The sequence below is a fragment of the Lactobacillus sp. B4005 genome, from assembly GCF_026536045.1.
Taxonomy (GTDB): Bacteria; Bacillota; Bacilli; order Lactobacillales; family Lactobacillaceae; genus Lactobacillus; species Lactobacillus panisapium.
This window is the reverse complement of the sequence record NZ_JAFNOZ010000003.1, coordinates 106566-120872: the sequence shown is the minus strand read 5'-3', so window position 1 is coordinate 120872 and position 14307 is coordinate 106566. Positions and strand designations below refer to the sequence as shown.

13 protein-coding genes are annotated in these 14307 nt (G+C 35.2%); 1 reads left to right on the top strand and 12 read right to left on the bottom strand.

Annotated elements, in window-relative coordinates:
- Position 1: 1 nt before the first annotated feature.
- A complete protein-coding gene (locus J3U73_RS07840) occupies positions 2–1654 on the bottom strand; it encodes an alpha-glucosidase (RefSeq protein ID WP_267410087.1) in 1653 nt (550 codons plus the stop codon).
- A gap of 203 nt (positions 1655–1857) precedes the next feature.
- Here J3U73_RS07840 and J3U73_RS07835 point away from each other — a divergent pair, with 203 nt between their 5' ends.
- The gene (locus J3U73_RS07835) at positions 1858–2976 is read left to right on the top strand and encodes an NAD(P)-dependent alcohol dehydrogenase (RefSeq protein ID WP_267410086.1); all 1119 of its coding nucleotides are present in this window, start codon (positions 1858–1860) and stop codon (positions 2974–2976) included.
- 140 nt (positions 2977–3116) lie between these two features.
- On the opposite strand, the gene J3U73_RS07830 is transcribed toward J3U73_RS07835, so the two are convergent.
- From J3U73_RS07830 to J3U73_RS07780, 11 genes are all read right to left on the bottom strand, one after another.
- Positions 3117–3617, bottom strand: a complete 501-nt coding sequence (locus J3U73_RS07830; RefSeq protein ID WP_220220319.1) for a hypothetical protein — start codon at positions 3615–3617, stop codon at positions 3117–3119.
- The gene (locus J3U73_RS07825) at positions 3610–4209 is read right to left on the bottom strand and encodes an ATP-binding cassette domain-containing protein (RefSeq protein ID WP_267410084.1); all 600 of its coding nucleotides are present in this window, start codon (positions 4207–4209) and stop codon (positions 3610–3612) included. The genes J3U73_RS07830 and J3U73_RS07825 overlap by 8 nt, the downstream gene beginning before the upstream one ends.
- 12 nt (positions 4210–4221) lie before the next feature.
- A complete protein-coding gene (locus tag J3U73_RS07820) occupies positions 4222–4809 on the bottom strand; it encodes a hypothetical protein (protein WP_267393557.1) in 588 nt (195 codons plus the stop codon).
- Positions 4810–4812: 3 nt separating this feature from the next.
- Positions 4813–5640 carry a hypothetical protein gene (locus tag J3U73_RS07815; protein ID WP_267393555.1) on the bottom strand — a complete coding sequence of 276 codons (828 nt, stop codon included), beginning with the start codon at positions 5638–5640 and terminating at the stop codon, positions 4813–4815.
- A gap of 62 nt (positions 5641–5702) precedes the next feature.
- Complete coding sequence (locus J3U73_RS07810) at positions 5703–6239, bottom strand: hypothetical protein (protein WP_267410083.1); 537 nt, start codon at positions 6237–6239, stop codon at positions 5703–5705.
- A 50-nt stretch (positions 6240–6289) separates the two neighbouring features.
- Positions 6290–7153, bottom strand: a complete 864-nt coding sequence (locus tag J3U73_RS07805) for a hypothetical protein (protein WP_267410082.1) — start codon at positions 7151–7153, stop codon at positions 6290–6292.
- 340 nt (positions 7154–7493) lie between these two features.
- Positions 7494–8396 (bottom strand): helix-turn-helix domain-containing protein, encoded by a 903-nt coding sequence (locus J3U73_RS07800; protein ID WP_267393549.1) that lies wholly within the window; start codon positions 8394–8396, stop codon positions 7494–7496.
- A gap of 221 nt (positions 8397–8617) precedes the next feature.
- On the bottom strand, positions 8618–10813 hold the full coding sequence (locus J3U73_RS07795; protein WP_267410080.1) for a beta-glucoside-specific PTS transporter subunit IIABC: 2196 nt from the start codon (positions 10811–10813) through the stop codon (positions 8618–8620).
- 9 nt (positions 10814–10822) lie between these two features.
- A complete protein-coding gene (locus J3U73_RS07790; RefSeq protein WP_267410078.1) occupies positions 10823–11662 on the bottom strand; it encodes a PRD domain-containing protein in 840 nt (279 codons plus the stop codon).
- A 192-nt stretch (positions 11663–11854) separates the two neighbouring features.
- Positions 11855–13138 carry a DUF4038 domain-containing protein gene (locus J3U73_RS07785; RefSeq protein WP_267410077.1) on the bottom strand — a complete coding sequence of 428 codons (1284 nt, stop codon included), beginning with the start codon at positions 13136–13138 and terminating at the stop codon, positions 11855–11857.
- Between the two features lie 151 nt (positions 13139–13289).
- Positions 13290–14288 carry a substrate-binding domain-containing protein gene (locus J3U73_RS07780; RefSeq protein WP_220268679.1) on the bottom strand — a complete coding sequence of 333 codons (999 nt, stop codon included), beginning with the start codon at positions 14286–14288 and terminating at the stop codon, positions 13290–13292.
- Positions 14289–14307: the final 19 nt, after the last annotated feature.

Here is a 14307-nt window from a genome sequence, read left to right as displayed (position 1 = left end):
TTTATTTACTTAAAACAACACCAGAATATGGCATCAGCACTAACTCGCCATCAGCCAAATAATATTTTCCTGCAGTTAATTCTTCATGGTGATAAGCACGCGGAATTCTTATTCTTGTTTTTTGACTACTTAATGAAACAGCAACAAGCGCACTATTATTACCCAGATCACGCTGATAGACATAACTGTCTTGACCCGTTTCCCGTAAATAAAAGCGGCCAGCCTGAAATAATTTTCTTTTCTTCAACGCAATCAATTGACGGTAAAAATTGAAGATACTGTCCGGGTCTGCTACTTCAGAACAAGCATCAACCTTAACCATTTTTTGGCCATCAAGCCACGGCTTTGTGGATGAAAAGCCATCGTGCGGTTCATCAGTCCATGGCATTACTCCCCGAGCAGGCAATTTATGCGTTGCACTGACCATTTTTAATGCTTCTTGCTCACTTATTCCCATGTTCTTTGCTTGGGCAATAAATTGGGTAACCGTTTCGTCGGCAAACTCCTTGTCTGAAGTAAAAAGCAAATTTGGTAAACCCAGTTCTTCGCCATAATAAATAATCGGAATACCGCGCTGCAAATACATCAGCATTGCTAGGCTTTGGATCTGAATTCTGGTATGCGCCAAACGAGTTGCCATTCTTGGCATATCATGGTTATTCCAGTAAAGGGTCGGTAACGAAATCTCTGCCAGAGTTTGCTGCCAAATAGCTTGCGTTTGCTTGAAGATTTGCCAGTTAAGCTCTTTTGGCTGATATTGCGCTGGTAAACGCGGATTAATTTTGCTCTCATCATCCGTGAAATAGCGAAAAGTAATCACACTATCTAGCAAACTATTTTTCTTACTTGTATAATCGGCTGCTAAGTTCACGTTTGCACTTGCTGCTTCGCCCAAAAGCAAGGCGTCAGGAAAGTCACGCTTTATTTGCTGACAAAATGGTTGCAGCCACTCTTGCACTTGGGGCAAGTTAGCAAAAAACGGTTCAGCAATAACTGGTTCAGCATCATTTGGTGCCGGAAAATTTTGACGCAAGTCAGCCTTGGCAATATGAATAAATGCATCTAACCGAAGACCGTCAATTCCTTTAGCCAGCCAATATTCAGCAACTTGGATCATTTCCTGTCTGAGTGCCGGATTTGCCCAGTTTAAATCGGGCATGTGTTTATCAAACAAGTGAAAATATGACTGACCGCTATTTTTCGGGTCACTCTCCCAGACACTACCACCAAAGAAGCTGCCCCAATTATTTGGCCGCTTGTTGTTACTGCCCGCGAAAAGATAATAATTGCGGTACTTGCTTTTTGGATTATTAATCGCCTTTTGAAACCAAGGATGTTGATCGGAAGTGTGATTAAGTACCAAATCGAGGATAATTTTAATTTTTTCTTGATGCAGCTGCTTAATTAACTGCTCAAAATCTGCCATTGTTCCCATTGCAGGATCAATCGCAAAGTAATCTGCCACGTCATAGCCATTATCAACTTGGGGTGAAACAAAGATTGGATTGAGCCACACCGCGTTAATCCCCAGCTTTTTCAAATAAGGAATACGCTGTCTAATCCCATTCAGATCGCCAATCCCATCACCATTACTATCTTGAAAAGATTTGGGATAAATTTGATAAATTATTGCGTTATCATACCAATGCGTCATTTGCTTAATCCTCCAGCTGTAGTTTAGCGAAGAACGGCGGTTAGTTACAAGACAGTAGTGAATGTTACCGGTATCAAAAAATGGTTTTTGGGTGGACAATTAAATATCTGCGTATATTTTTTGGGCAAAGTATTGCATTTGAATGTTAAAAAGCTCACAATAACTTTGAAACTATTAAAAAATTATAAGAGGAGGAAATTTTGATGCAAATTAAAGCAGCTGTCGTTCAAAAAATGGGTAGCCAATTCGAAATTGAAGATGATATCGATTTACACGAAGTTGGACCAACCGATTTGCAAATTCATATGGTTGCTACCGGTATTTGTCACTCAGATGAAGCCTTGCGCAAGGGTGATTCCAGTGTTGGCTATCCCGTAATTTTAGGCCATGAAGGCGCTGGAATTGTTGAAAAGGTTGGCAATCAAGTTAAAAACTTCAAAGTTGGCGACCACGTAATTCTGTCGTTTTATGCGGACGGAATTTGTGATAATTGTCTCAAAGGTATTCCTACTCAATGTCGCCACTACAGTGACTATAACTTATCAGGCGTCCGGGCTGATGGTGAAGATCATTTTCAAAAAAATGGTAAACGAATCTGTGACATGTTTAACCAATCGTCCTTTACCACTACTACCGTAGTTGATCAGCGCAATGCAGTTAAAGTTGATAACAGCGTTGACTTACGTAAAGCCGGTCCTCTTGGCTGTGGTTATGTTACAGGTTCTGGAACCGTCTTTAATACTTTGCAACCTAAACCTGGCGATACAATTGCTGTCTTTGGTACGGGCGCTGTTGGTCTTGCTGCCATGATGGCCGGCTCAATTAGTGGCTGCACTAAGGTAATTGCAGTTGATGTTGTTCCTGAACGGTTAGAATTAGCTAAAAAATTAGGGGCAACAGCAGCAATTAACAGCAAGACAGATGACCCAGTTGCTAAAATAAAAGAGCTTACTAATGGCTATGGTGTTGACTGGACCGTTGATACTACAGGAAATAGCGGTGTAATCAAGAATGCAGTTGATGCCTTAGCACAAGGCGGCACCTGCGCGGCAATTGCAGTTACTGCTCAAAATCTTACTGTTTCTACCTGGAATGATCTATGTGTCGATGATAAAAAAGTTGTCGGCGTCAACATGGGGGACGCAATTCCACAAGTTGACATTCCACGGCTGCTTGAATTTTATCAATTAGGTAAATTCCCATTTGACGAAACCGAAAAGTTCTACAAGTTTGAAGACATTAATCAAGCAAATGCCGATTCAATTTCTGGTAAGACGATTAAGCCTGTATTAATTATCGATCCAGATTACCAACTAGAATAGCTAATCTGTCATATGACAATACTAAAAAACGTTGAGAAAAACTCTCAACGTTTTTTGGTTTAGTCTGAAAAATCGCTTTTTCCTCAAATCGAAATTCATGCATAAACCAAACAAGGTGCGGATCAGATTGATTTTTCAAACTATAAATTCAAACTAAATATTAACGTACGTAATCCCAATAAGAGCAAGAAGACTAATACATTCTGTTTAACTACTGACAAGCGATATGTCATGACAAACACTAATACTAACCAGGCTATTATCATTACCAACAATATTAATACTGAACTAATAAGATTACTGATATCAAAAGCAGTTAAGTGGACTATGACAAATAAAAGTAAATACGAATATTCTTTAGGAGCTAAGCCCCTTATTAAAGCCTGCAGCTTGGGTTTACGCACAATAATAAAAGACTCGATTGAATTTCTTTCCATTCGAGGTAGGATAATCGTGACATAATCAAAAACAAAATTATTAGCACTTATTAACGCCAGTTTCATTGGACTTCTAATCCAACCAAAACTTGCCTGCACCAATTGAGGTAACTTTAAATATACCGTATTCCAATTTTGCCTAGCCAGCAAAATGATTAACGCAGAAATAACGGCATAAATAGTGAAAGAATATTTTTTATTCATTAAGCAAAATTCCATTTTGTAGTGTTAAGTCCTGATCATAGTTAATCTCGTCAATTTGATCATGACTAGCAATGATTACTGTTTTATTTTCCTGTTTCAGTCGAATTAGGAGGGTCAAAAATTGCCCAATACTTTCTTGGTCAATACCGCGTGTGGGCTCATCAAGTAATATTATGTTTTGCTCCTCCATTACCGCTTGAATAATACCTACCTTTTGACGCATACCTACCGAATATTTCGCGATAGCCTGGGAATCATCTGGATCAAGCTCAAATTGTTGTAATAAATTTCTTACCCGCTTTTCATTAAAACGATGATTGAGGTTAGCTAGAAAATGCAAGTTTGTCATAGCAGATTCATATTCCAAAAAACTAGGATTTTCAATTAGTGCCCCTATGACATCACCATGATCTAGCTCTACTTTTCCACTATCCGCTTCTAACAAGCCAGTAACAATTTTAAAAATCGTCGATTTACCTGAACCATTAATTCCCGAGATATGAATTAGTTGGCCCGGTTTAGCAATCATAGATACGTTTTTTAAAACCGATTTACGACCAAATGATTTTTTAATTCCTGTAATTTTTAACATTTTGATCCTTCCTTAAAAGCCGCCTTGTATATGGTGTATAATGCGATAAACCTCATCATACATAGGACTATAATTTATTAAAAGTTTCTTCTCAATATAGTAGTGATATACCAAATCTAGGATAATCACTAAAATCAAGAATAAATATGGATAGCGTGAATTATAAGCTCCCACCAATAGCCAGAACAAAAATAATAGGACAGCTATATGCAAAACTATCAGTGCTGTACCCAATAACGGATTGCCATACTTAAATAAAGGATGATCTGAAAAGAAATACGGTACAAACAAGGCTACTAAAAATAGTGTGCAATATATTGTACCTAATCCCAGCAGCTTTAATATCATTAAATTTGTCTTTTGTCTGACGCCGACGAGTAATCTAATCCGGTGAAAGGTTAACACATGGTTATAAAATAAAATTAAAATTACTGGTTGTAGATATAACGAAACAAAACTTAAATTAAGGTATTCGTTTGGAAGTTCCATCGTCTTAGCGGGATTTCTTAATAAAAGATTTATCGCGCCAGCTAAGCCAATTAACATGATTACAAGGCCAATTAGCATTAATCGACTATTTACTCGTTTTAATTGTTTCATCGGTTAGCCTAACTTTCTTTTTCTTTTATACCAAGTAGTAACTAACGTAATTGTCACTAATAAATACAAAATCACAGTAACGAAGAAAATTAAGTAGCTATTTAAGATAGGTATCCGGCTACCCAAGGCAAACTGGCCAGGAGCCAGTATTGTAAAAGGAAAGGAAATATTGGCAATTGTATACCAAACAGGGTTTTGGAGATTACCCAATAATGCAAACAAGATCAAAGCAATTGCTATAATAGGCCCCATTATATAAAAAAGTGCATTCTTTTTTACAAAAAGCCCAACGCTAAAAATTAGTACTGCGAAAATACCCCAGCCGATAGCAGCAAAAATAATATAGAAAATGACATCAATTAGTTCATTAGAAGAAAAATATCCAGGTCGCGCATCCCGATAAATCTGTGCAGGCTGCATTTGAAAGACTAATGGATAATAGAACCAATTAATTAATCCTAAACGGTAAATATTAGTAAAGACTGAAATTAATGTTGCGACTAAAAAACTATTGGTAAGCCCCTTTTTCAAAAAAGCAGAATAATCAATTCGTTGCTGCACATCAGCGAACATACCATTATTTTTCAAATAAATGTAAAGGCCTGCTCCTAGAGTTGGCAACAATGCCATCATAACTATTTCGACAATAACATTTTCATCCCAACCATTGGGTTGCAGCGAAAAGAAAAGCTGTACTGAAGCATCAGATACTTTACCATTTTTAGGAAGGACGCCTAAATTATCATTGATACCTGCGAATACTTGCCAAGTAATTAAAAGCAAATAAAGCAAGATACTTATAATAATTATTCTTTTTGTTTTCTTTAGCATTATCAATCACCTTTACATTTTGTGTATTTAATTCCTATATTTTTTAACATTTTGATCCTTCCTTAAAAGCCGCCGTATATATGGTGTATAGCACGATAAAGCTCATCATACATTGGACTATAATTTATTAAAAGTTTCTTCTCAATATAGTAATGATATACCAAATCTAGGATAATCACTAGAGCCAAGAATAAATATGGGTAGCGTGAATTATAAGCCCCCACCAATAGCCAAAACAAAAATAATAGGACAGCTATATGGAGTACTATCAGTGCTATACCCAATAACGGATTGCCATACTTAAATAAAGGATGATCTGAAAAGAAATACGGTACAAACAAGGCTACTAAAAATAGCACGCAATAAATGGTAGCCAAACTTAACAAGCGAATAATCATAAGATTAGTCTTTTGCCGCACACCAACAAGTAAATTAATTCGGCGAAAAGTGAGCACTTGACTATAGAACAGCGCCAAAATAGCTGGTTGCAAATATAAAGAAATTAAGTGTGCGTTAAGAAAAGCATTAGGCAATTCCATAGTATTGGGATCATTTCTTAGTAACAGTTCAAAACTTCCTGCTAGTCCGAGTAGAATCATTATGAGCCCAATTAATATGATACGGCGGTGTATTCGTTTATATTGCAAAATTAACCCTGCTTTCTTTTATACCATATTTTGATTAAGCTCGCAGCAATTACTAAATAGATAATGGCCGCAATGAAAAAAGCTACAAGAGAATTTATTGGTGGTAGTTGCCCAGCAAAAGTATATTGTCCCGGCGCAGTTAAGGTATAAAAAAACCAGGAAAATGCGAAGGTGCGCCAGATTAGGCTATTCATATTTCCTAAAACGGCTAATAGTACCAAAGCTAGTCCCAAAACTGGTCCAAGAATCAGATAAAGCGCATTCTTACGAACAAAAAGTCCCACACTAAAAACTAGCACTGCAAAGACTCCCCAACCAATAGCCGCTAAAATAATGTATAAAATTAAATCAAATAATTCATTAGGCGAAAAATACCCTGGTCTATATCCCTGAGCTAATTTTCTAGGGATAGTTTTAAAGACGAAAGGATAGTAAAACCAATTAATTAATCCTATTTGATATAGATTAGTTATTAGAGAAACGCTCATAGCGCCGAAAAAAGTGGTAACAACACCTTTTTTCAAAAAGGATTTATAACCAATTCTTTGTTGAACAGCACTAAACATATTATTATTTTTTAAGTAAATGAAAAGACCCGAGCCTAAAGTTGGGGCTAATGCCATCATAATAACAGCTGCAATAATATTTTCATCAACTCCTTTGGGTTGTAATGCAAAGAAGAGATTTATAGAAACATCAGATACTCTGTTACCTGATGGAAGAATTCCTTGGTAGTCTCTAATACCAGCAAAAGCTCCCCAAGTAATCAGTGATAAATAAAATATCATAATAACAGCAGAAAAGATTTTGGTTCGTTTTAACATTATTATACCTTTTACTATATATGGTTTTAATTTAGTATTCATTAAAGCAATATATTCCAATAAAATTAAAAAAGGGGGGGATAACCCCCTTTCTAGATTCAGTTATCTCTAAGATAATATTACGTAATTACTTTGTATCAGCACTAAAGTGGAGTTTAGGTGCAGCTTCACCATTAAATGGAGCATAATTATCATTTGTTTTTTAAAATCGGACTTAGTATCTATGCTCCAAGTGCAACCGCCATATACTTTCACATTGTCAATGTTAGTAGTTGCTTCTGTATCATTATCTATTCCTGTAGCAGCGGTTACTACCCCAAAAATATTTTTAATCCATGCCACTTGATAATCTTAGTTTACAACAGGAAAAATTGATTTTTTCCTACTTTTCCCAAATTTGAGAATCAAATTCTATATTTTTATAGAGTTTTGTTAATATCATTATATTGTTTTCTAAATGATATTTGAGGTCTTTCATTTCCAGATAATCTAACACATTGTAAAGGGCTTTTAATTCTGCTGTCTCATCTTCCTCAATAAATTTGATTGCAGAATCTAAAAAACTAATTTCAATTTTTTCTAGTGAGTCATAATCAGAAAAAATCAGTGATTTTACCTCAAATAAGATTTTTTTGGCATAGATAATATTTTTTCTTATTAATGCATTTGTCGTTTCAAGCAGTGCTTGTAATACTATATGGCGAAAACTGCTCTGTTCAAGATTTTCTTGTTTTGCATAGTCAAGTAAATCATAAGCAAACATATAAGCTTCTTTTCCCTTTAAAAGCATTACGATATTTTTAAAGAAGAAAATATTTTTATAGTTCCAATAATCATTTTCAGCAATGATATTAGAAAAATACAATCTGAGTCTTACTTGTACACGCTTTGGACAAATGCTTTTATTTGTGTGTTTTTTATAGAGGTCACATGCAACTGCCGCCTCAAAGAAAGCTTTTTCATTTAACGGATCTAATTTACAAGATTTCAAAGCATCAAGCGCATATTTCTCCAAAAGGGAAGTTTGACCACGAACAAAAGCACTCTGAATCGCTTTAATATTTACTCCTAAATAAGAAGCCTTACTATTTTCTATAAATTCAACCGGATATATGTTATTTTGATCAAGTAGTTTTAGAACATTTCCCCAAGATAGATTATCGTAGCCTAATTCCCAGCGGGCTAGGCTTGATTTTGAAATTACTCCAGTAGAAGCTTTAACCAAGCTTAAGCGTTTAAGCTTTCTGATGCGTCTGAACTTCTTTCCATAAGTTTCATCTCTCATCAATATACCTCACTGTTAGTTCATATTTAACGAATTGCTTTATAAGATATATATTAGCGTATATACAAACGCATTGCCACCATTTATAATAATTCTGTAATTTTTCAATAATTTTATACTAAATAAAAAAGGACTATTTCTTAAAGAATAGTCCTTGACCAAAATTTAGAAAACTACTCGAACTTGGTTATTCAGAGCAATAAATATAATTATTAGTACTTTTAGTTAGCATTAGTCAGTTCAGGCATCAATTGATCTACCGTAGCCAATAATAGTGGCTCGCCTAATTTAACAAAGTCTTTTTCTTTCTTTTCAGAAACAATATCATCAAAATCTTTTTCATTAGTAACAATAACCGAGGCGACAGTATCATAACCTGCTTCTTGAATTTCCCTAATATTAAACGTTTCAAGCAGGTCTCCCTTTCTGACTCTTTGACCTTCTTTGACCCTCAATTTAAAATATTTTCCTTTAAGATTTACTGTATCCAAGCCAAGATGAATTAGTAGTTCGACACCATTTTCAGATTTTAATCCAATTGCATGTTTTGTAGGGAAAACTGAAATGACGTTACCATTAAACGGAGCACGTACTTCATTATTTGTTGGCTTTATGGCAATCCCTTTGCCAATCGTACCCTTTGAAAAAACAGGATCATTAACATTTTTAAGCTCAATTACAGTTCCTTGTAGAGGAGAAGCAATTGCCTGATCCTTCACGCTAATGTCTGAAACATGATTTTTATTGTTTTTAGCATCAACTTTATCACCCCATAAAAAAGTAATGATAAATGCTATTACAAAAGCAACTGCTAAAGACAAGCAAAACCCAATAAAGCTGAAATTTATTCCTGCTTTTGGATCAATGAACATTGGTATACCAAAAATTCCTCCTGATGCAAATCCACCAAACATCTTTGCACTTGAAAATGCAGCTACGGCTCCGCCAAAGGCAGACCCAATTGAACCAAAGATAAAGGACTTTTTATGTGGAAGAGTTACACCATAAATAATTGGTTCGGTAATACCTAAAAAGCCCGAAATAACTGCTGACCATCCTACTTCTTTAAATTTCAAATCTTTTGCTTTGAGTACCATTGCTAGAGCTGCTCCTGTTTGACCAAAAACTGTGCAGTATAGCATGGCATTGATAGGATCAAATCCTTTAGTTGCGATATTGTTTAAAAAGATTGGAATAAATGCCCAGTGTAGTCCAAGAAGTACTACAGCCTGCCAGATACCCGCTAAGACAAACCCAGCTAAGATATTCGCACGTGCATAAACCCAAAGAACAATATTTGCTAAGCCTTGACTAAGCCAAGAAGTAGCAGGACCGACCACTATATAAGTTAGCGGAACTGCAACAGCAACAGTGATAAGCGGCGTAAAAATAAGTTTTAAGGATGCGGGTAATTTTTTATTTAACAACTTATACAGTATAGATGCCAACCAAACCGCCACAATAGCTGGAATCAATGTTTGCGTATAACTCATTAATACTACAGGAATACCAAGAAAATTAATGCTTTGCTTAGCCTGATACGCTTGTACTAAAGTTGGATAGCAAAGAGCTGCACCAATAATTGCACCAACATATTCATTAATTTTAAATGCCCTAGCTGTAGAAAAACCTACCATGATGGGTAAAAAATAGAATAAAGCATCTCCTGCAGCATTTAAAATCATGTATGTTCCGCTTTTAGCACTGAGAACATTTACCACAGTTAATAAAACCAAAAAGCCTTTTAAAACGCCCGCTGCTGCCAGTGCTCCCAAAAATGGCGTAAATATTTTAGTCAGTAACTTGATAAAGCGATTAATTAGATTCTTATCCTTAGGTTCGTTTTCACCGTCTTGACTAGGTGTACTCAAATTTAATAATTGCATTGCTTCTTTATAAATATCCGAAACATTATTACCAATAATTATTTGATACTGTCCTCCAGCATGAGCAATGCCCATAACCCCGTTTAAATTCTTAATAGCATCATCGTTAGCTTTCTGTTCATCTTTTAACTTGAAACGCAAGCGGGTAACACAGTGAATTAAACTAACAACATTATCTTTATCTCCTACTAGCTTTATAATTTGTTCAGCTAGTTTTCGATCTTTTTCTGTCGACTTGGACATTTGACTTTCCCCTTTCCTAGTATTTATACAAGTTTTGTTATCATTGAGTACCTTCATTAAGAAAGAATAATATTGCTCAACATCACTACCTAATAAAACTTGCAACTGTCCATCACAAAATTTGAACTCATAAACTTCATTAATCTTACCTAGTTTTGTATAATCTACTTTTTGTTCATCTTTCAAATAAAACCTAATTCTTGCAACACAATGAAAAGCTTCATCGATGTTGTCTTTTCCTCCAATTGCAATCAGAAGCTCGTTAATCGCTTTAGCATAATCATTCATAATTTTCACCTATTGCACAGCATTGACTCGATGAATATGAATCGTTAAAAACAGAATTTCGTCATCAGAAACACGATAATTAAACTTTTTCATCACAATTCCCGCAATTCTCTGTGCAATAAGGTATTCTGCATGATAATCACGAATAATTAGGTCATAAAGTGTTTTATCAGGAGGAAATTCCTGGTGTTGTCTTTTTTTTATTCTTTGTACAAAAAACTTTAAATGTGTTACTAATCGGTAATAGGAAACGGAATTTAAATTAAACTCTTTCTTAAGCATTGCACTAATTACTTTCAGAAATTGGTTAATTAAAGTTATCGTCTCTTCTGTATTTTCTAAAATGTCTCCTTCTTCTGCTGTTATTAGGTGCATTGCAATATTGGTAGCTTCATCATCAGGAAATGTTAAACCTGTTTCTTGCGCTAAATAACTTAAAGTATGTTTACCCAATTGAAACTCATCCGGATAAGTTTGCATTGTTTCAACCGTCAATTTATTTTGAATTAGCATTCCCTTTTTTAGCCGTTCAACTGCAAACTGCAGATGATCTGGCAGAGAAACATAGATATCATCGCTTAATTTTTTTCCTGAACTAATAACTGCCTCAGAAATAATTCGATCAGATAGCTCAATATATTTGGGATCAACTTGTGCTAGTGTCTCACTTATTGAATTTGCTGCATCCTCATTTTTGGGATAAAAAGATTTTTCAATTTTGTTTTCAAGAATAGCTTGGCCAGCCTTTTGATGAAAAGCGATTCCACTCCCAAGAGCAACTAACGTCTGATCTTGTTCATCCGTTGCAACAACTGCGTTATTATTTAACACTCTCTTGATAACAATCATGAAAATTACTCCCCTAACAAAAAAGCAAGACCAATAAACTTAATTTAAAGTAAGTTTATTTAGGTCTTGCCAACTAAATGTAACAATCCGATTTCTTATTTCAAGCTTAGTATAGCATAACAGAAAGCGATTACAACAATTTATAAAAAATAAATATTAGTTTAGCTCTTATTTAAGCAAAATAACCACGCTTTATTTTTTTACAACTACCACTTCATCCTCAGCCACGGGCAATAGCTGCAAAACGTTATTCAATACTTTTCCCGTTAAAAAATACCGTTTTTGCAAATCAATAACCTGACAGGTACTTACTGTAAGACCAAAACTTGTAAAGTCTAACTTTGTAGGACTAGGTAAATATATTAATAAATATTGATCATTCTGAGCAGCTCTAATAGTTGGATTATTCTTAACTGGTACTTCAATTGGCGATAGTCCCGACTCTGCCAATTGCATGACAATTGTCTTTAAAAAGCCCATATCTTTTGCGCCACTAAATTTTAGACAATCTCGCCAATCATATGGTGTTAATTGAACGTTAAAATTACTTTCTAATTTTTGCTCTGGCTTTGCAGTATCATTCCAAGGCCAAATACCGAAGGCACCATAACCTATTCCGGCATCTGCACCCGATAAGACTGCTCTCCATGCAGCACACCTAACATCACGGGCACAATATCTTTCTGGCTCAGGGGCTTTCATTTTCGTTAAGCCCTCATAGCATAGTTCAGCATCAATTATCGGTCCCTCATATCTTTCTTTATTTCGTAAGATTAATGGAATTTCATATGCGGAAGTCTGACCATAATAACCGTGCCCTGACTGATAGCAATAAAAGTCTATTTGATCAACAAATTCCTTTGGTAAATCATGGCTTTCGCCATTAATATGAAATGTAAATAATCCTGCTGGATCAGCCTTTTTAGCTGCGTTTAGTACTTCACGATAATATTTCACAGCTGCATTCGGCTTTTGCTTGCCGTTGTCAGTAAAACCAACATCCCCACTTATACACCAAATCGGGTTAAATCTCTTAAATCTATTTACTACATAAGTTACATAGGATTCTATTAAATCAAATGGTATAGTATTATTTTTAATATACTTACTCATCCATGTATCCGGTACATAATTACCCCATAAAAGGACTAAGACTGGAATCATCCCACGATAACTCATTTCTTCTAGCATCTTTTCTGCGTTTGCAAAATATGACTCATTAACTTTACGAAAATCATATTGATACATTCCATTAGCGGAGTTTCTTACAGCAAAGGGCTCACGTATGGGTTGACTCGAATCCCATTGTCGAAGGACATTTATTTGAATTACATTAACGCCCTCTGCTTGACGTGCATCTAGATAATATCGCCAGTCTGATAGTTGAATATTAGTGAATGCGCTCCAGCAAGTATCCGCCAAATAAAAAAATCTTTTATTATCTTTGAATAAGTATTTACCTTTAATTTTCAGCATCTTAGTTCCCCCATCAATAAAAAAAGCAAGACACATAACAAAGTTATTTACTTTATTATGGTCTTGCCAACTAAATGTCACAATCCAATAATTAAGAAAAGTTACACCTAATTTAATAAATATTAGTTTTTTAAGTTAACAATATTTGGTTTTACTTGTTATAAACCTGCTTTTTGAAACTAGTGACATTCTTTTTCGTCACAATCTTAACAGCTACTTTGTCATTTTTAGGAACCTTTTTGCCTTGGTAAAAGTCGTAAACCATTTGAACTGATTCCTGTCCGATTTTATTCCACTGTTGGCCAACAGTTGCGGTTACTTGCCCTTTTTGAATTAAGTTTAAACATGCAAGTGCACCATCAAAACCTATAATTGTAATTTTTTTATTAGCAGATTTTACGGCACGAGCGGCACCAACTGCTTCTTCATCGTTTTGCGCAAAAATTCCTTTAATATCACCATGGGCCTGTAAAATGTTTTCAGTAACCGTTAAAGCTTTGGCTCTATCAAATTGAGCAGTTTGTTTAGTAACTATATTTAATTTTTGATCACCAATACTATCAAATCCTTTACCCCGCTCACGTGTAGCAGATGCTCCTGGAATTCCTTGAATTTCAGCAATTTTTGCCTTTTTACCTAATTGTTCTATCAACCAGTTGGCAGCCATTTTCCCACCAGCTACGTTATCAGAAGCTACAGTTGAAACTACTTTCCCAGAATCAGCACTGCGGTCAACGCAAACAACTGGAATATTAGCTTCGTTTGCTTTCTTGACTACCGCTGAAATTGCAGACGAATCACATGGATTTATAATTAGTGCATCAACTTTTTGCGTGATGAGATCTTCAACATCATTGTTTTGTTTTGAAGTGTCATTATTTGCGTCATCTACGATAACTTTTGACCCCTGCTTTTTAGCACTGTCACTTATAACATTTTTCAGGTTAACAAAAGCAGGATTAGTTAACGTTGAAACAGATACTCCTATTTTTAAATCCTTCGGTGCCTTTTTTTCTACCTTAGATGAGGAATCTGATCCATTGCTTAATCCAGTAGAACCACAACCACCTAAAATACTGCCGGCCATTACTGCGATAGAAGCAATCGCTACCACTTTCATTAAACGCTTAGAAGTCTTTTTAAAATTCATTTTATTTCTCCTTAAATTC

Coding starts and splice junctions, on each gene's coding strand:
- J3U73_RS07800 (WP_267393549.1), bottom strand. CDS start 8,396: ATGAGAGATGAAACTTATGGAAAGAAGTTCAGACGCATCAGAAAGCTT.
- J3U73_RS07815 (WP_267393555.1), bottom strand. CDS start 5,640: ATGCTAAAGAAAACAAAAAGAATAATTATTATAAGTATCTTGCTTTAT.
- J3U73_RS07825 (WP_267410084.1), bottom strand. CDS start 4,209: ATGTTAAAAATTACAGGAATTAAAAAATCATTTGGTCGTAAATCGGTT.
- J3U73_RS07780 (WP_220268679.1), bottom strand. CDS start 14,288: ATGAATTTTAAAAAGACTTCTAAGCGTTTAATGAAAGTGGTAGCGATT.
- J3U73_RS07790 (WP_267410078.1), bottom strand. CDS start 11,662: ATGATTGTTATCAAGAGAGTGTTAAATAATAACGCAGTTGTTGCAACG.
- J3U73_RS07795 (WP_267410080.1), bottom strand. CDS start 10,813: ATGAATGATTATGCTAAAGCGATTAACGAGCTTCTGATTGCAATTGGA.
- J3U73_RS07785 (WP_267410077.1), bottom strand. CDS start 13,138: ATGCTGAAAATTAAAGGTAAATACTTATTCAAAGATAATAAAAGATTT.
- J3U73_RS07810 (WP_267410083.1), bottom strand. CDS start 6,239: ATGATTCTACTCGGACTAGCAGGAAGTTTTGAACTGTTACTAAGAAAT.
- J3U73_RS07820 (WP_267393557.1), bottom strand. CDS start 4,809: ATGAAACAATTAAAACGAGTAAATAGTCGATTAATGCTAATTGGCCTT.
- J3U73_RS07835 (WP_267410086.1), top strand. CDS start 1,858: ATGCAAATTAAAGCAGCTGTCGTTCAAAAAATGGGTAGCCAATTCGAA.
- J3U73_RS07805 (WP_267410082.1), bottom strand. CDS start 7,153: ATGAATACTAAATTAAAACCATATATAGTAAAAGGTATAATAATGTTA.
- J3U73_RS07840 (WP_267410087.1), bottom strand. CDS start 1,654: ATGACGCATTGGTATGATAACGCAATAATTTATCAAATTTATCCCAAA.
- J3U73_RS07830 (WP_220220319.1), bottom strand. CDS start 3,617: ATGAATAAAAAATATTCTTTCACTATTTATGCCGTTATTTCTGCGTTA.